At 59.1% G+C, this 16,182-nt stretch carries 14 protein-coding genes and 1 pseudogene; 10 read left to right on the top strand and 5 right to left on the bottom strand.

Annotated features, from left to right (window positions below; genetic code table 11):
• Nucleotides 1-56 precede the first annotated feature (56 nt).
• The 3 genes and pseudogenes from AWM69_RS10875 to AWM69_RS10865 all read left to right on the top strand — a co-directional run.
• Nucleotides 57-683, top strand: coding sequence for a glutathione S-transferase family protein (locus AWM69_RS10875; protein WP_218726745.1), 627 nt, complete (start codon nt 57-59; stop codon nt 681-683).
• 52 nt (nt 684-735) lie between these two features.
• Nucleotides 736-2,793 carry a pyridoxamine 5'-phosphate oxidase family protein gene (locus tag AWM69_RS10870; protein ID WP_218726744.1) on the top strand — a complete coding sequence of 686 codons (2,058 nt, stop codon included), beginning with the start codon at nt 736-738 and terminating at the stop codon, nt 2,791-2,793.
• A 100-nt stretch (nt 2,794-2,893) separates the two neighbouring features.
• Nucleotides 2,894-2,977, top strand: a pseudogene (locus AWM69_RS10865) (DUF1348 domain-containing protein); the annotation flags it as partial.
• A 43-nt stretch (nt 2,978-3,020) separates the two neighbouring features.
• Here the strand turns inward: AWM69_RS10865 and AWM69_RS10860 are convergent.
• Nucleotides 3,021-3,977 carry a threonine dehydratase gene (locus AWM69_RS10860; protein ID WP_218726742.1) on the bottom strand — a complete coding sequence of 319 codons (957 nt, stop codon included), beginning with the start codon at nt 3,975-3,977 and terminating at the stop codon, nt 3,021-3,023.
• A 97-nt stretch (nt 3,978-4,074) separates the two neighbouring features.
• Here AWM69_RS10860 and AWM69_RS10855 point away from each other — a divergent pair, with 97 nt between their 5' ends.
• Nucleotides 4,075-4,881 carry a helix-turn-helix transcriptional regulator gene (locus AWM69_RS10855; RefSeq protein ID WP_218726922.1) on the top strand — a complete coding sequence of 269 codons (807 nt, stop codon included), beginning with the start codon at nt 4,075-4,077 and terminating at the stop codon, nt 4,879-4,881.
• A gap of 29 nt (nt 4,882-4,910) precedes the next feature.
• On the opposite strand, the gene AWM69_RS10850 is transcribed toward AWM69_RS10855, so the two are convergent.
• Nucleotides 4,911-5,825, bottom strand: coding sequence for a LysR family transcriptional regulator (locus tag AWM69_RS10850; RefSeq protein WP_218726740.1), 915 nt, complete (start codon nt 5,823-5,825; stop codon nt 4,911-4,913).
• 140 nt (nt 5,826-5,965) lie between these two features.
• On the opposite strand from AWM69_RS10850, the gene AWM69_RS10845 reads away from it, so the two are divergent.
• A complete protein-coding gene (locus tag AWM69_RS10845) occupies nt 5,966-6,361 on the top strand; it encodes a RidA family protein (RefSeq protein WP_048381964.1) in 396 nt (131 codons plus the stop codon).
• 326 nt (nt 6,362-6,687) lie between these two features.
• Here AWM69_RS10845 and AWM69_RS10840 read toward each other — a convergent pair whose 3' ends face one another.
• Nucleotides 6,688-7,149 (bottom strand): Rrf2 family transcriptional regulator, encoded by a 462-nt coding sequence (locus AWM69_RS10840; RefSeq protein WP_218726738.1) that lies wholly within the window; start codon nt 7,147-7,149, stop codon nt 6,688-6,690.
• 64 nt (nt 7,150-7,213) lie between these two features.
• On the opposite strand from AWM69_RS10840, the gene AWM69_RS10835 reads away from it, so the two are divergent.
• A complete protein-coding gene (locus AWM69_RS10835; RefSeq protein ID WP_218726736.1) occupies nt 7,214-8,014 on the top strand; it encodes a class I SAM-dependent methyltransferase in 801 nt (266 codons plus the stop codon).
• A gap of 444 nt (nt 8,015-8,458) precedes the next feature.
• On the opposite strand, the gene AWM69_RS10830 is transcribed toward AWM69_RS10835, so the two are convergent.
• The gene (locus AWM69_RS10830; RefSeq protein WP_218726921.1) at nt 8,459-9,352 is read right to left on the bottom strand and encodes a LysR family transcriptional regulator; all 894 of its coding nucleotides are present in this window, start codon (nt 9,350-9,352) and stop codon (nt 8,459-8,461) included.
• Between the two features lie 94 nt (nt 9,353-9,446).
• Here AWM69_RS10830 and AWM69_RS10825 point away from each other — a divergent pair, with 94 nt between their 5' ends.
• Nucleotides 9,447-10,613 (top strand): MFS transporter, encoded by a 1,167-nt coding sequence (locus tag AWM69_RS10825; protein WP_218726735.1) that lies wholly within the window; start codon nt 9,447-9,449, stop codon nt 10,611-10,613.
• Between the two features lie 315 nt (nt 10,614-10,928).
• Nucleotides 10,929-12,155: an MFS transporter gene (locus AWM69_RS10820; protein WP_218726733.1), complete on the top strand. Its 1,227-nt coding sequence runs from the start codon at nt 10,929-10,931 to the stop codon at nt 12,153-12,155.
• Nucleotides 12,156-12,516: 361 nt separating this feature from the next.
• Here the strand turns inward: AWM69_RS10820 and AWM69_RS10815 are convergent, their stop codons facing one another.
• Nucleotides 12,517-13,467 carry a GlxA family transcriptional regulator gene (locus AWM69_RS10815; RefSeq protein ID WP_256930281.1) on the bottom strand — a complete coding sequence of 317 codons (951 nt, stop codon included), beginning with the start codon at nt 13,465-13,467 and terminating at the stop codon, nt 12,517-12,519.
• Nucleotides 13,468-13,589: 122 nt separating this feature from the next.
• On the opposite strand from AWM69_RS10815, the gene AWM69_RS10810 reads away from it, so the two are divergent.
• Both AWM69_RS10810 and AWM69_RS10805 read left to right on the top strand, forming a co-directional pair.
• Nucleotides 13,590-14,231, top strand: coding sequence for an HD domain-containing protein (locus tag AWM69_RS10810; protein WP_218726729.1), 642 nt, complete (start codon nt 13,590-13,592; stop codon nt 14,229-14,231).
• A gap of 343 nt (nt 14,232-14,574) precedes the next feature.
• A complete protein-coding gene (locus AWM69_RS10805; RefSeq protein ID WP_218726728.1) occupies nt 14,575-16,089 on the top strand; it encodes an acetyl-CoA hydrolase/transferase family protein in 1,515 nt (504 codons plus the stop codon).
• Nucleotides 16,090-16,182: the final 93 nt, after the last annotated feature.

Here is a 16,182-nt window from a genome sequence, read left to right as displayed (position 1 = left end):
CCGCCAACATGGTTTGCAGCTGCGTTGATTCCCGCGACCATTAAGGAGCCTGCGCCATGTCAAACGCCATCAAGCTATATAGCCACCCCCTATCGGGTCATTCCCACCGGGTCGAGTTGATGCTCTCGCTGCTGAACCTGCCCACCGAACTGGTGTTTGTCGACCTGGCAAACGGCGCCCATAAGAAAGCCGAGTATTTGGCTATCAACGCCTTTGGCCAAATCCCGGTGATTGACGACAACGGCACTCTGATCAGCGACTCCAACGCAATCATTGCCTACTTGGCGAAGAAATACGGCAGCGGTAGCTGGCAGCTACAAGACCCGATCACCGAGGCGCGGGTCCAGCGCTGGTTATCGGTGGCTGCCGGCCAGGTGGCCTACGGCCCTGCCGCAGCGAGGCTGATTACGGTATTCGGCGCGTCATTCAATGCCGACGAAGTCATCGCCCGGGCACATGCCCTGCTCAAGGTCATCGAGGCCGAACTCAGCGACAGTCCATTCTTGGCAGGAACCGAGCCCAGCATCGCCGATGTGGCCAACTACAGCTATATCGCTCACGCCCCGGAAGGCAACGTATCGCTGGAGGAGTACCCGAATGTGCGCGCTTGGCTGCAACGTATCGAAGCGCTGCCTGGCTTTGTGCCCATGCAGCGCACCGTCGCAGGTTTGCACACCAGCTAAGTGCTAACCCAAGCTGCCGGGCATCCCGGCAGCTCGCCCAGGAGCCCCGGCCATGGACCATTTGCCCAAGCACCGTAAATCCCCGTGGCATGCTGGAGAGAGGGTGCTTCAGCGAAAAGTTCACGCCTCCGAGCGTATGGAAGTGATCGGGCAGAAGGTCATTCGCGACTACATGCCCGACCAGCACCGGGAGTTCTATTCCCAGTTGCCATTCATGATAGCTGGCGCGGTAGATGCAAGCGGCCGCCCCTGGGCCACGCTGCTCGAAGGGACGCAAGGTTTCGTCACATCAGCTGATCCGCAGCACCTGATGCTGGCCGCGCAACCCGACCCGCAAGACCCGGCCGCGTCGGGTCTGCAGGCAGGCAATGCCATTGGCATGCTCGGCATTGAACTGCATACGCGGCGGCGTAATCGCATCAATGGCGTGATCCAACAAGTCACGGCGCAAGGTCTTGAAGTCTTGGTCGAACACTCTTATGGAAACTGCCCCAAATATATTCAGCAGCGTTCCTTTACACGCGTTACCGAGACGGCATTCGGCAAGGTACCGCGTCAGGACTCCAATCATCTGGACGAGTACAGCAGCGCGCTGATTCGTACAGCCGACACTTTTTTCATCGCAAGCTACGTCGATCATGATGCCCACCACCGCTCTGTGGACGTCTCCCATCGGGGCGGACGTGCCGGCTTCGTCAAGGTCGAAGGCAACCGACTGACCATTCCCGACTACGCCGGCAACCTGTTTTTTAACACGCTGGGGAACCTGCAAACCAATCCTGTCGCCGGGTTGCTCTTTATAGATTTTGCTACCGGCAACATGCTGCAACTCAGCGGACGCAGCCAGCTGTTGCTGGACAGTCCCTTGATCAAGTCCTTCGAAGGTGCCGAGCGTCTCTTCACGGTCGAAGTTGAGCACGTGGTACTGCGCCCGGCCGCTGTGGCCATTCGCTGGCAATTTCACGACTACGCCGTCACCAGCTTGGCGACCGGCATCTGGGAGGAAGCCGACGAGCGCGTGCGGCAGTACGAACAACGCCGGCAATGGCAGCAGTGGCGAGTCGCACGCGTGCAGCAGGAAAGCAGCGATATCCGCTCGTTCTACCTCGAACCACAGGACAACACCGTGGTGCCATTCGCCCCAGGCCAGCACCTGCCGATGCGCATCGTGACCGCAGGAGAAGACATCCTGGTCAGAACCTACAGCGTCTCTAGCGCGCCTTCTGACGGGCATATCCGCATCAGCGTGAAATTGCAGGGCAATGCTTCGCGCCACCTGCACGAGAACGTGCAGGTGGGTGATCTGCTGGAAACGCGGGCGCCTCTGGGCAACTTCACCCTGGTCGATGAAAACACACGACCTGTGGTGTTAATCGCTGCTGGAGTGGGCATCACTCCAATGATCTCGATGGTCCGAGAACTGGTGGCGCAAAACCAGCGACACCGGAGGGTACGCAATATACATCTGTTCCAGAGCGCACGGTCCTTGGAGGACCTGCCATTTCAGCTGGAACTCGCGCAATTGCTGCAACGCTCGGCCGGGCTGCTGCATATCCACCGTACCTTGAGTAATCCGGGCACCGAGGCGCTACTTGACCGTGATTACCAGATGGCGGGCCGGTTGACCTTCGCCCAGGTCAAGACGCGACTGCCGCTGGATAACTACGACTTCTATCTGTGCGGCCCTGGCGGGTTTCTTCAGGACATGTACGACGGTCTGCGTGAGCTGAGCATCCCGGACCATCGCATCCATGCAGAGGCATTCGGCCCGTCGGCGCTGCGCCGTTCGAAAACCGAGCAACCACCGACACAGGCTCAGCCACCAGCGGCTGCGGTGCCGGTGCCTGTGTATTTCTCTGCATCCGCCACCGAGGCGCGCTGGAAGCCCGACAGCGGCAGCCTGCTGGAACTGGCCGAAAGTCGTGGGCTGACCCCCGAGTTCAGCTGCCGCGGAGGCTCGTGCGGGACCTGCGCCGTCCGGATGATCAGTGGTTCAGTGCATTACACCAATCCTCCCGCGCAATTTCCGGACGGCAACAATGTGCTGATCTGCTGCGCTGTACCCGCGCAAACCGAAGGCAACCCACAGCCCTTGGTCCTTGATCTATAGCGAGGTGGCCTTGAGATGAACAGGAGCGTTTCCCATGGCTGGACAAAGGACCACCCGCTTTCGGCGCGGGATGATTCGTCCGTACCTTCGTCGTGGGGCGCTGAAGCCATGGAAGCGGAAATTCCGTTGGCCGCTTGGCCGTCGGCCGGATGACCACCCCAGTCTGTCGCAGCTGGGGTTGTGAACCGGCCGATAGCTGCCAGGCAGCTACCGGCCATCAGCCGGGTTCACGCAATCACGCTCGCATACACCGACCGGTCAACATTACCGCCGGACAATATCACCCCCACCTTTTTACCCTCCATTGCTTCTCGCTCCTGAATAAGCGCAGCCAGGGCAGCGGCACCAGCGCCTTCAGCGAGATTGTGGGTGTCGGTGTAATACACGCGCATGGCCTCGGCAATCTGCTCATCGCTGACCGCTACGATCCGTTGCGCGGCGGCGCCGTAGACGGCAAAGGCCTCGGGGACTGGTTTACGCACGGCAAGACCATCGGCAAAGGTATTGGCCGAGACGGTTTCACGCAGTGCGCCAGCGTCGAACGACAACTGTGCAGCGGCAGCCTCGGTGGAAACCACCCCCACAACCCGGGTTTTCAGGCCGAGCGCGTCACGGGCGGCGATGACCCCGCAAATCCCCGATCCACAGCCAATCGGCACGTAGACGGTATCCAGATCCGGCGCAGCCTGAAACAGCTCAAGCGCGTAAGTGGCCACGCCTTTGACCAGTTCGGTATGGAACGGCGGAACCAGATACAAGCCACGCATGTGCGCCAGGTGCGCGGCGGCATCACGCGCCTCATCGAAATCGCGACCACACTCGACCACTTCGGCACCAAAGGCGCGCATGGCATTGTTCTTTTCTACCGAGTTGCCTTCCGGTACTACGATCAGCGCCCTCAAACCCAGCGCCCTTGCCGCCAGCGCCAGGCTCTGGCCATGGTTGCCGCGGGTGGCGCTGACAATGCCCTGGGTGTCCGGGTGCTCGCGTTTGAGCCAGTGCATGAATGTAATGCCGCCGCGTATTTTGAACGCGCCCGTCGGTGTGTGGTTTTCGTGCTTGACCCACACTGTGCAACCCAGGCGCTCTGCCAGCAACGGCCAAGGGTATTGCGCGGTAGCGGGCATGACCTGGTACACGTGGCGGGCCGCTTGTTCGATATCGTCGCGAGTCAGTCTGAGCATGGGGCGTTTTCCCTGAGATTTGACCCAGTCTAGGCACGGGTGCATCACGTAGGCTTTCAAAAAACCGACCTGACTTTTGTATCCCGGCTTGACTACTATGCAGTGCATGAGCCATCGAAACCGCCGTCTACCAGCGCCCTGCCCCGAACCGGTCCGCCGTGTCGAGGCAGGGCCCTGGGCGATCGAACTGCTACCCGGCGCCGCCTACGCGACCCGATATGTCGCGCCCCGGGCAGCGATTGGTTTTGCCTTCGACAGCCAGCGCGGCCTGCACGCCATTGGCAGCGACCGGGTACAGCCCTTCACTGCACTGCCCAACGGGCTGGCGTTCGTTCCCGCCGGCTGTGACGTGTTGTCCGAGTCGCCCTTGGGCGGTGAATACCTGCGGATCATGCGTACCGACGGTGTCCCGTTGCCAGGGGAGCGAGCCTTCAACAATCGCATTGACCCGGCGGCCATTACCCTCGCGCTGCGTATGCGCGGCGCCATGTTGCACGGCTCGGTGGAAGACGACTGGGAAGCTTGGGCACTCGCACTGGCTGAGCGGGCAACAACCGATCAAACGCTGTCGAGTCCGCCCCAAGGCGCTATTACCCTCAGTCGGATGCGCCTGCTCGATGAGTTCATTGACGCCGGTCTCGACGGGCCGCTGAGCGTTCCGGCGATGGCGGGTTTATTGGGATTGTCCGAAGGGTATTTTATGCGGGCGTTCAAGAGCACCACGGGCAAGAGCCCCCACAGCTACCTGATCGACCGGCGCATCGCCAAGGCCCGGGCACTGATACGCGGTTCAGCCGCCAGCCTGGCAGAGATCGCCCATACCTGCGGCTTCAACTCCCAGGCGCACATGGCAACCACGTTCAAGCAACGCCTTGGGTTGAGTCCGGTACAACTGCGTGGATAATCAAAGGCCGGAATAGGTGTGTACCTGTTTCACCCAACCACCGGCGCATGTTCGGCCATCAATTCCATGACCCAGTCGATAAATGCCCGCACCTTGGCGCTGACGTGGCGATTCGGCGGGAATGCCAGATACATCGGCATTGGCGCCATGGTCCAGTCCTCAAACAACGGCAGCAGCTCACCGCTGACCAGGTGCGGTTTGGCCATGTACTGCGGCAGCCAGAGAATACCCAGACCCGCCAGGCCAGCGGCGAGGTACGCATTGCCATCATCGACCGTCAGTTGCGGGCGGCCCCTGGCCTCGATGCGCTCCTCACCCCGCAGCATCACATAGGGCAAGGTTTTGCCTGTACGAAACCAGAGGAAGCCGACGGTATTGTGCCTGCCCTCCTCCAGCTCACGGGGGTGCGCCGGAGTGCCGGAACGCTGCAAATAGCCGGGTGCGGCATAGATGCCGAGTTTCAGATCGCCCACATGCCTTGCCACCAGGGACTGATCGGTGATCTCACCACCCCGCACCACGCAGTCGACGTTTTCACCAATGATGTCGACGATGCGATCGCTCGCGCCCACGGTCAGCTGGATTTCCGGATAACGCGCAAAGAACCCTGGCAAGGCTGGAATCAGCAGCATTCGCGCCAGTGGGCTGGGTACATCCACCCGCAGCCGCCCACGCGGTGCCATCGACGCGCTGGACACACTTGTCTCAGCGTCGTCCATATCGATCAGCAGCCGGATGACACGCTCGTAGTAGGCCGCGCCATCGGCGGTGACGTTGACCTTGCGTGTGGTGCGGTTGAGCAGGCGCACGCGCAGCCTCGCTTCCAGTTGCTGAACCAGCTGCGTCACGGTGGTCTTGCTCATATGCAGGGTGGCTGCCGCCTTGGTGAAGCTGCCGGTTTCCACTACTCGGGCAAAGGCCTGCATTGCATCGAAACGGTCCATTTCACGCCTCATTCGGGACTGGATAGTTTGGATTCTACAAACAGTCATGACCAGTGTTGCCCGTTTATTCAGGCCGGTCGCCTTTTTATAGTGGCTCCACCGTAAACAGCGGGCCGCGATGGCCCCGAAGAAGGTATGCCATGACCAGCAAACGTGATGTCGTTTTCCCGCCTGACCGCCATGCACTGTACGAACTTCACCGCTACTCGCCAGCGATTCGCTCCAACGGTTTCCTGTTCGTCTCCGGCCAGGTCGGCAGCCGCAAGGATGGCTCGGCCGAGCCGGACCTCGCGGCCCAGGTTCGCCTGGCCTTCGCCAACCTCAACGCGATCCTGGCCGAGGCCGGCAGTAGTTTCGAGGATGTGATCGACACCACCCTCTTCATGATCGACCCCGACTCGACATTCGAAACCCTCTGGGAAGCAGCAGCCGCGTACTGGGGCGAAGCACCCTACCCGACGGTGACCGCTGTTGGCGTGACCTGGCTGGCCGGCTTCGACTTCGAGATCAAGGTGATCGCCAAACTACCGCAATAAACCCGGCTCAGCCTCGCCTGCGACACCCCAAGGCAACCACCTCGTTTTTGCTAAAGAGTGCCGCCCACTCCCGAACAGTTTCTACCTGGTGTCACCGTCTGCTTTGGGGCAGGAGCAGCCTGTGACAAGGACTGCTTGCGGCCAGAAAGGGTCACTTCGTGTCGCTCGAATTGTCAGAGTCGTAGAGAATACGAGCCTCGCGAAAACCTTCAGCGTTCTCTGCCACCCACATCCACAATGGAATCATCTGCGCCAGCAGGCCCCGCCCCAGCTCGGATAAAAGGCCGGGGACGACTGCCCCTCTCGACTCAGCCTTCGCGGCGACCCTACAGGCTTGCCTCACATGAAAGGGAGCCGTCATGGCCAGCAGCACGACGTGCATCGAACAAGCGATTGAGTTCACCCAGACTAAGGGTGCGCAACCGCTCTACCAGCACCGACTCTGCTTCGCGTAAAGCGTCGTCGACCGCAAGATTGACCACCTGCTCGATCATGCAGTCGGGGTTGGAACGCTCATTGCCGATGGCGAACAGCGAGGGCTGTCCCACCGCGTTATAGATATCCAATAGCGTGACTTGCTCAAGATCGCAAGTGATCACCCATCCTCCACCATGCCCTTTCTGCGAATGAACGTAGCCTGCGTCCCGCAAGCCAGACAACGCTCTGCGAACAACCACTGGATTCGTTCCAAGCATTGCGGCTATCCCTTCCGACGTTAATGGCCCCGCTTGCCGCGCCATGTGGACCAGGATATGTAGCATTCGCGAAAGACGGCTGTCGTAACGCATCGTTTGCCCCTTTTGTTGCTGATACTTGGCAGAAAGCACCCACTCATGATACTTGTAAAGTTACATGAATTTTGAGGGCGGCGCGATGCGTGAATTTGAGAAGGCTGATCACTGGGACGTTGCAGCAAAGCACTATCAGAAAACGGCGCACCCCTTCACTGCACATTTCGCAGAGGCGGCGCTCGCAAGGATCTCGCTTACGCCGCAAAGCCGCGTGCTGGATGTCGCCACTGGCACCGGAGCCCTCGCACTGGCGGCCGCCCGAACCGGTGCACAGGTGCTGGCGACGGACTTCTCCCCCGCCATGGTGGCTTGTGTGAAAAACGCAGGACTTCCCAATGTGGAGGCCCGGGTCATGGACGGCCAGTCCCTCGATCTGCCAGATGCATGCTTCGATGCAACGTTCTCGATCTTCGGTGTGATCATGTTTCCTGACTGGCGCAAGGGCCTGGCCGAAATGCAACGCGTCACTGCCATCGGGGGCTATGGCATTGTCGCAACGTGGCAGGAAATGGGTGCGGCGACGTTTCTGTTATTGGGCAATGTCAGGCGAAAGCTTTTCCCGGAGCGCGAGGGCATGGCGATGCCCGAGGCAGTCAAAGCGCTGAGCAACCCACTGGATTTCGCCCGCGAACTGATCGCCGCCGGGTTCCGGGATCCTGCCATCGAGAGCGTGACACATCCCTATCAATTGGATGTGAAGCTGCTCGATGACCCTGACACACTGTTTGGCATGTCGCCCGACTGGACGAGCCTGACCGATACGGAAAAGGCAGCAGTGATCGCGCACGTCAGGGAAATGGCAGGCAATCATCCTGTCTTGCCCATTCCCTCTACCGCATTGATCGCGGTTGCCCAGCGATAGCACTGTCAGTGGCAAAAATCAGATGAGCAAGCATTTAAACTCGGTAAGCATCTGCGCCTATCACCTGCGGTGTGCATAGAATCAACGTCTTTGGGCGGTAGGCTTACCTTGAAGTCCACTGTAAGCCATCCCTACAGAACGTGGTGCCGTAGGGATGAAACCAAACTGTGCGTAGAGGTCTTGCGCTTGACCATCCGCGATTAAGCTTACGTACCTCAACGCGCCTGCGAGTGACCGCTCCTGGCCGATTGCAGCCTTTCGTGACAGGCAGCAATCGGCCAAAAGCGATCTTTCACGACGGCCATTTAAGACTTGCTGACGCCCCAGCAATGCCAGAGCCCACGATTGTTCCAGTAAGGTAAACCACCTATTGATAGTGCACCCAATAATGTTTTGGTCACTTCAACATCACGATTACCCGGAAGTATCTGCTTACTCCTCCGCTTAAATTCTGTGATGTTCCAGCAAGAAGTCCACGAACAATCGCACCCGCGCCGGCATTGCCGCCCCGCCGACGAACACTGCATGAATCGGCTCCTGGTCCCCGGGGTTCCAGGCTTCCAACAGCTGAATCAGGTCGCCGCGCTGCAGATCGTCGCTCACGCTGAACTCACCGATACGTGCAATGCCGGCACCTACTCGCGCGAGTTGTGCCAGCGCTTCACCACTGCTGCATTCGATGTTGCCGCTGACCTTTAGAGAAAACTCTTTTCCATCGCGGAGGAACGGCCAGTTGGGTTCGGCACGTCGGAAGTTGAAGCGCAGGCAGTTGTGCTGTAGCAGTTCTTCCGGTTCCTGGGGGATGCCGTGGCGCTGCAGATACTTGGGCGATGCCACCACTACCTGGCCGGTGTCGCCGATCCTGCGCGCAGTCAGCGGGCTGTCGGGCAGATGGCCAAAGCGGATCGCGACGTCGGCCTGCCCGCCGAGAATGTCGACCACTTCGTCGCCGAGGGAGAGGTCGACGACGATGTTCGGGTAACAGGCGCTGAATGCTGCGATCAAGGGAATGATGGCTAGCCGCCCATGGCCAAGGGCTGCACTGACCCGCAATCGCCCCCTGGGTACCCCCTGGTCGGCGATGGCTTCTTCGACCTCGTCCATGTCGGCCAGGATACGCCGGGCGCCGCGCAGGAACGCTTCGCCCTCGGCAGTGAAGGTGATCGCTCGGGTGGTGCGCAACAACAGGCGGGTGCCAAGACGTTGCTCGGTACGCGCGATGATCCGACTGACTGCCGAGGGTGTCAGGCCCAGTGCACGCGCGGCGGCCGACAGGCTGCCTTCCTGCGCCACGGTGGTGAACACGCTCATTTCACCTGACCTGCCGTTGAAATCCACTTGTGCCTCCTGCGCAAAGGTGATTGCCAAAAATGCGATCTACCGCCTGAAAATACAAGATCGTAGCATTAGCGGCATAGATAAGGAGCCATCCATGCGTATCAACCCACCACTTGTAGCGCTCGCCATCGGTGCCTTTGGCATCGGCGTAACAGAATTCGCCCCCATGGGCATGTTGCCGGGTATCGCTGCGGATCTTGGCGTTTCCATTCCCGCCGCCGGTTTGCTGGTCAGTGCGTATGCGCTGGGCGTATTGCTCGGCGCACCCCTGATGACCCTGACCACCGGCAGGATTCCCCGACGCTATCTGCTGATCGGGCTTATGGCGATTTTCACCTTGGGTAATCTGATGTCAGCTCTTGCCACTGACTACTACAGTCTCATGGTCGCCAGGGTGGTGACCTCACTGAACCATGGTGCATTTTTTGGCGTTGGATCCATCGTCGCTGCCAGCGTGGTCGCCCCGGAGAAACGTGCTGGGGCGGTTGCGGCGATGTTCATGGGCCTGACCCTGGCGACCATAGGCGGTGTGCCGCTGGCCGCCTGGTTTGGTGAACTGTTCGGTTGGCGCACTGCTTTCTGGGGAATTACCGGCCTCGGCGTGGTGACCATGGCCGCGTTGTGGTTTGCCCTGCCTAACCTGAAGACGCCGCAAAGCGTCGGTGTAATGGCCGAAATTCGGGCACTGGGGCGTGGGCCGGTGTTGGGCGCGCTGGCCCTGACCGTAGTCGGATCGAGCGCAATGTTTACCGTCTTCACCTACATCGCGCCAATCCTAAGCAGCGAGACCAATAGTTCCACCGCCTACATCACCGCCATGCTGGTGCTTTTTGGTGTGGGGCTGACGCTGGGCAACATATGGGGCGGCAAGGCCGCTGACCGCTCGATAGATCGCACCTTGATCGTCTCGCTAAGCGTTCTTATTCTCGTCTTGCTGGCGTTCTCCCTGCTGATGCGTTGGTCGGTGCCGGCTGCTCTGGCCATCCTGATATGGGGTATCGCCAGTTTTGCCCTGGTGCCGCCGCTACAGATGCGCGTCATGGAAGCAGCGAAGGACGCGCCCAATCTTGCCTCTGCGGTGAACATTGGCGCCTTCAATTTTGGCAACGCGATTGGCGCAGCGCTGGGCGGAGCGGTGATCAACGCTGGTCTGGGGTATCCGGCGATTTCCCTAGCCGGAGCGGCGATGGCTGCTCTGGGGCTGCTGATGGTGTTGGCTTATGCCTGGCGCTCCAGAACGATTGAAGCAGCAGTGGTGTGACGAAGATGTGGGGAATGGTTCGTTACCTTCGATGAGTGGCGGCAAGTAGTAGAATTGCTGCCCTTGGCGATGGGCGGCAATCGTTCAATTTTAGCCATTGATGACCGGCAGCTTTGGGTCGTTTTCAGCCGGCCACCACAGGCAGAAAACGACCAAAAGATAGCGCTCTCTTCAGGGCGGCTCATCGATTGCGCTGATGATTACTATCGAAAGGCCCGCCTGTTTGGTTGCCAAACTGGCCCATATAATCGCCTCCGATTTCTCCCCGCTTCCCCGCCTGTCTTCAGGCGACACTCCCCCTTGGAACCCAGCACTATGCCAAGCGCCAGCCCGGCCCATCACGGCCTACCCGAACATAATCAACAGAGTGTCAAACAGCAGTGGCTGGCGATTCTCTCAGTCGCCGTGGGTGCCTTCGCCTTGGTTACCAGCGAGTTTCTCCCGGTGGGCGTACTAAACGATGTCGCCAGCGACCTCGGTATCAGTGCAGGCCACGCCGGTCTGATGGTTACCCTGCCCGGCATAGCGGCTGCTCTCGCCGCCCCCTTGCTGTCTGTGGGCATTGGTGCCTCCGACCGTCGCTATCTGCTTATCGGCCTTACGCTGCTGATGATCATCGCCAACTCGGTGGTGGCCTTCGCCAGCGATTTCAGCCTGCTGCTGTTCGGTCGCGTATTACTGGGCATCAGTATCGGCGGTTTTTGGGCGACTGCCATTGCCCTCAGCGGCCGCTTGGCCCCCAGGGGAGTTGGCGTAGCCCAGGCTACCTCGATCATCATGGTCGGTGTGACCTTGGCCACCGTACTGGGCGTGCCGGTAGGTACTTGGCTGAGTGGCCTGATGGGCTGGCGCATGACCTTCCTGGTAACCGCGCTGGTGGGCGTACCAGTGCTACTGGCGCAGATCTTCCTGCTACCGCGGCTCAACCCGGACAAGGCCATTCGCATCAGTGACCTCCCAGCCTTGTTTATCAATCCACAAGCTCGGGTTGGGTTGATCGCTGTGTTGCTGATTGGCCTGGCGCACTTTGCCGCGTACACCTACGTTGCCCCCTTCTTCAAACATAGTGCTGGCTTCGATGGGCCGACTATTGGCTCACTGCTGCTGCTCTATGGCGTGGCAGGGGTTATGGGTAATATTTTCGCCGGTTTCGCCGCCAACCGTAGCGTGCGGCATACCCTGTTGCTGGTCGCATTGATGATCGGCAGCAGCACCGCCCTTTTCCCCTACTTCGCCACCGGCATGACCGGCGCGGCGATTCTGATCGCGCTCTGGGGCTTTGCCTTCGGCGCATTCCCGGCCTGCTCCAGCATTTGGATGTTTGTCGTAGCGCCCAAGGATGTCGAACGCGGCATGCCACTATTTGTCGCCTTGTTCCAGGTAATTATTGCACTGGGCTCGTTCTTCGGCGGGCAGATCGTCGATCATCTGGGCAGCTCGGTGTTGTTGAGTCTAGCTACGATCTTGGTTGGCTGCAGTTTTGTTATAGTGCTTGTACTGGGGCGTAACGTCAGTAATCGCCTAGCGGCCCAACCCAGCTAGCCTGATCCAGGTAAATAGCTAATATTAATTATTGAGCATTCCTGAGTTTTCCACAGTGACGCGGTCGGAAAATAAAAGAGCAGGATCATTTTGCCCGGCTGATTGGATGCAACACGGCGAATAGCTATGGCCCGACTTCGACCGCAGCTATTCATAGGCACATCTCGGTTCGTTCTGCCATTTACAGGGCATCGTCAACTTCAAATCGTTGGTGCCTGATGGCGCTCTGAAGCTTCGTATGATTGAGTCGCCGACATACCTCGTTAAAGGACGGCTTTCGGCCAATAGCTGACGCTCAGACTGGTACTGTTCTGCCCTCCTTCAGAAGAGGATCTATCTTCCATCTACGAAGACTTGAGTGTCATACGTGGAAGCGTTTGCGGTACTCCGCCGGGGTGATACCGACAAGCTTCATAAAAGCGCGACGCAAGGTGTCAGCGTTGGCGAAACCTGTCTTGGCGGCAACCTGTTTGGGTGCGGCGCCATCTTCGAGAAGCCTGCGCGCAGCGCTGACCCGTAAACACTCCACCCAAGCCGCCGGTGTCTCACCCACCTCCGTGCTGAACAGCCGGGCAAAGTGCCTGGAGCTTATCCCTGCATGTTCGGCTAGTGAGCTAACGGAATGCGGCAACGCCAAGTTGTCGGCAACCCAACGCTGAATTGCCTGCAGTGCCGCTCGTCCCTCAAGACTTGATTCACCGTCTCGACTGAATTGGAGTTGCCCGCCCGGACGCTTTAAGAACATCACTAACTGGGACGCGACCCGCTTGGCGATCTCGCGGCCGAGATCTTCCTCCACCATAGACAGGGCCAGGTCTAAACCAGCGGTGACCCCGGCCGAGGTGAGTAACTTACCGTCGCGAATGTAAATGGCGTCTTCCTCGACGATTAGATCCGGGTAGGCGTCGGCCAAGGCTTTTGCACATGCCCAGTGCGTCGTGACGCGCTGTCCTTCCAGCAGGCCACTTTGGGCTAGGGCGAATACACCGGTGCAGACAGAGCCATATCGACGAGCCGAACCTGCGGCGTCGCGTAGCCATGCGACTGCCGCGTCGTTGAGTTTGATCGATGCCACCTCTGGGGCACCTGCAACAAGCACCGTATCGAATCCACCCTCCGCATCCGTTACCAGCCCGTCGGCGTAGAGGCGCATCCCGGAACAGCTGTGAATCGGACCGGGACTGGTGCCGATCACGCGACATTTATAGACCTGGATACCAGTCTCGATATTGGCCTGGGCGAATACGTCCAGTGGACCTGCCACGTCTAGCGTCTGGACGCCGGGTAGTGCCAGAACAGCAATAATCTTCATCTGTGATGCCTCTTCCGTGTCTCCCATCGACGGATATTGGCAGGAATTGATGTATCACGCCAATTGATGACACGACACGAACGCCAGAAAATGTTTAACAACTCTTGAAGCGGAGATTGAACATGTCCTTTGAAGTTGATGGCATCAAAATTCCTGATTCCTCCCTGGCTCGCGAGATCACCGAGTTAGTGAGGGACACGGCCTCCCCTCTGTTGTATCACCATTCAAGCCGCGTCTTTTACTTCGCTGCGCTTGCAGGCAAGCAGCGCGGGCTGAAATATGACCCTGAACTGCTGTATTGCGGTTGCATGTTTCATGATTTGGGCCTGACCCATCAACACAGCAGCGCCTGCGAGCGCTTTGAGGTGGATGGCGCAAACGCTGCCAAAGATTTTCTCAAAGCTCGGGGAGTTGCCCAGAAGGACATAGATACCGTGTGGGCAGCCATTGCCCTGCACACCACTCCAGGCATTCCGCAGCATATGGATCCGGTTATCGCCCTGGTCACCGCCGGGGTGGAAATGGATGTGCTGGGGCTGACCTACTCACAGTACACCGTGGCGCAACGTGAAGCTGTAGTAGGTGCCCATCCGCGTGGTGATCGCTTCAAGGAGGACATCATTGAAGCGTTCTATGAGGGGATCAAACACAAGCCCCAAACCACGTTCGGCAACGTCAAGGCAGACGTCATCGCGAACAAGGACCCGAGTTTCGTACCGATGAACTTTTGCAGTGTTATCCGCAATTCTGGATGGGCCTGCTGAAGGCGGAACTCAGCCGCTGCCCCATCAGATTTATCTGCAGCCCGATTGAGCGAATGAGTCAGGGATATTCCGCACATATCTATCTTGGACTTGGACACCGCCCTGATAACGATCAGCTTCAACGCGGTCTGGGCTGAGTCTTTGTACGCGAGGGCTACGGTATATCTGCGAATTTCTCCCCAGCGGGCAATGCAGCCATTCATTGCCACAAGTACCTGGCCGCCTGAGCGGTGCCCGATGCATCGCAACGTTGAGCCCCCCGAACAATTTCAGAACCCTGGTGGCCTGTCCGGTGAGTCAATTGGTGGCCTACCAATGAGAAAAACGCAGTAAGGAATTGCTTATGTCCCAGTATGCCGACCGTATTCGCCTTAAGTCCCTGTGCGAGAAAATCACCACGGCAAAAGAGGCGGCCAAACTGATAAAGAACTGCAACACCGTTGGCATGAGCGGCTTCACCCGCGCTGGTGAAGCCAAGCAGGTACCGCTGGAACTGGCCGAGCGTGCCCGTCACGAAGAACTGAAGATTACCCTAATTACCGGTGCCAGCCTGGGCAACGACATGGACGGCCTGATGGCTGAAACCGGCCTGCTGGCCCGGCGCCTGCCTTACCAGTCCGACGCAGTCATGCGCAAGGCGCTGAATAATGGCGAGGTGATGTATATCGACCAGCACCTGTCCGACACAGCTGAACAGTTGCGCTCCGGTAGCCTGCCGAAGGTCAACGTGGCGATCATCGAAGCTTGCGCGATCACCGAGAGCGGCGGCATCGTGCCAACCACCTCGACCGGCAATTCCGCCAGCTTCGTCGCCCAAGCCGACATAGTCATCGTCGAGCTGAACCTAGCTCACTCGGCTGCACTGGAAGGCATGCACGACATATACCTGCCGGCCAAGCGTCCGAACCGTGAACCAATCCTTATGACCAACGGCCAGGATCGCATCGGCACATCCTACATTCCATGCGACCCGTCGCGCATCGCCGCGATCGTCATTACCGACCAAGAAGATTCCTACTCGGTGGTCCAGCCTGGCGATGAGGGAACCGAGGCCATCGCCGATCACCTGATCGCATTTCTGGAAATGGAAGTCGAGTGCGGTAACCTGACCCCGAGCCTCCTGCCGCTGCAGGCGGGTGTCGGTACCATTGCTAACGCCGTGATGAGCGGCCTAAAGAAGTCACACTTCAGCGGCCTGACCATGTATTCCGAAGTGCTGCAGGACTCTACCTTCGAACTGCTCGACGCCTGCAAAATGGTGAGTGCCTCCGGCTGCTCATTCACCCTGTCCGAACGCATGTACCACCACGTCATGGAAAATCTCGACAGGTACAAAGACAAACTGGTGTTGCGTCCGCAGGAAATCTCCAACCATCCAGAGGCCATTCGCCGCCTGGGCACCATCAGCATTAACACTGCGCTGGAGTTCGACATCTACGGCAACGTCAACTCCACTCACGTCAATGGCACTCACATGATGAACGGCCTAGGCGGCTCCGGTGACTTCGCCCGCAACGCCCACTTGGCCATCTTCGTCACCAAGTCGGTCGCCAAGAACGGTGCCATTTCCAGCGTCGTACCGATGGTTCCACACGTGGACCACAACGAACATGACGTCGATATCCTAATCACCGAGCAGGGGCTGGCTGATCTACGCGGCCTAGCGCCACGCGAGCGCGCCCAACTGATCATCGACAAGTGCGTTCACCCGGATTACCGACCGGTCATGCAGGACTATTTTGACCGTGCCTGCGTCAGCGTCGGCGGCCAGACGCCGCACCTGCTCGAAGAGAGCTTTTCTTGGCACGTCAACATGCGAAAAAGTGGCCATATGCGGAGAAAGCAATCGTCCTGGTAGTAGTCCTCTGATCTACACCGCGCCGTCTCCACGCAGCGCAATCGTCTGTACCAGACATTGCGCATACCAGTCTTAAGGGGCCCAACCAACTGG

Origin of the sequence: Pseudomonas sp. D1HM, assembly GCF_019266105.1 — a bacterium.
Classification (GTDB): Bacteria; Pseudomonadota; Gammaproteobacteria; order Pseudomonadales; family Pseudomonadaceae; genus Aquipseudomonas; species Aquipseudomonas taetrolens.
The sequence above is the reverse complement of the archived record's forward strand: the minus strand, read 5'-3'. Positions and strand labels throughout refer to the sequence as shown.

What these genes read in the sequence shown, in the direction of transcription:
- AWM69_RS10875 (WP_218726745.1), top strand. Translation starts at nt 57, where the DNA reads ATGTCAAACGCCATCAAGCTATATAGCCACCCCCTATCGGGTCATTCC.
- AWM69_RS10870 (WP_218726744.1), top strand. Translation starts at nt 736, where the DNA reads ATGGACCATTTGCCCAAGCACCGTAAATCCCCGTGGCATGCTGGAGAG.
- AWM69_RS10835 (WP_218726736.1), top strand. Translation starts at nt 7,214, where the DNA reads ATGAATTTTGAGGGCGGCGCGATGCGTGAATTTGAGAAGGCTGATCAC.
- AWM69_RS10850 (WP_218726740.1), bottom strand. Translation starts at nt 5,825, where the DNA reads ATGGACCGTTTCGATGCAATGCAGGCCTTTGCCCGAGTAGTGGAAACC.
- AWM69_RS10820 (WP_218726733.1), top strand. Translation starts at nt 10,929, where the DNA reads ATGCCAAGCGCCAGCCCGGCCCATCACGGCCTACCCGAACATAATCAA.
- AWM69_RS10810 (WP_218726729.1), top strand. Translation starts at nt 13,590, where the DNA reads ATGTCCTTTGAAGTTGATGGCATCAAAATTCCTGATTCCTCCCTGGCT.
- AWM69_RS10855 (WP_218726922.1), top strand. Translation starts at nt 4,075, where the DNA reads ATGCAGTGCATGAGCCATCGAAACCGCCGTCTACCAGCGCCCTGCCCC.
- AWM69_RS10805 (WP_218726728.1), top strand. Translation starts at nt 14,575, where the DNA reads ATGTCCCAGTATGCCGACCGTATTCGCCTTAAGTCCCTGTGCGAGAAA.
- AWM69_RS10815 (WP_256930281.1), bottom strand. Translation starts at nt 13,467, where the DNA reads ATGAAGATTATTGCTGTTCTGGCACTACCCGGCGTCCAGACGCTAGAC.
- AWM69_RS10845 (WP_048381964.1), top strand. Translation starts at nt 5,966, where the DNA reads ATGACCAGCAAACGTGATGTCGTTTTCCCGCCTGACCGCCATGCACTG.
- AWM69_RS10860 (WP_218726742.1), bottom strand. Translation starts at nt 3,977, where the DNA reads ATGCTCAGACTGACTCGCGACGATATCGAACAAGCGGCCCGCCACGTG.
- AWM69_RS10840 (WP_218726738.1), bottom strand. Translation starts at nt 7,149, where the DNA reads ATGCGTTACGACAGCCGTCTTTCGCGAATGCTACATATCCTGGTCCAC.
- AWM69_RS10825 (WP_218726735.1), top strand. Translation starts at nt 9,447, where the DNA reads ATGCGTATCAACCCACCACTTGTAGCGCTCGCCATCGGTGCCTTTGGC.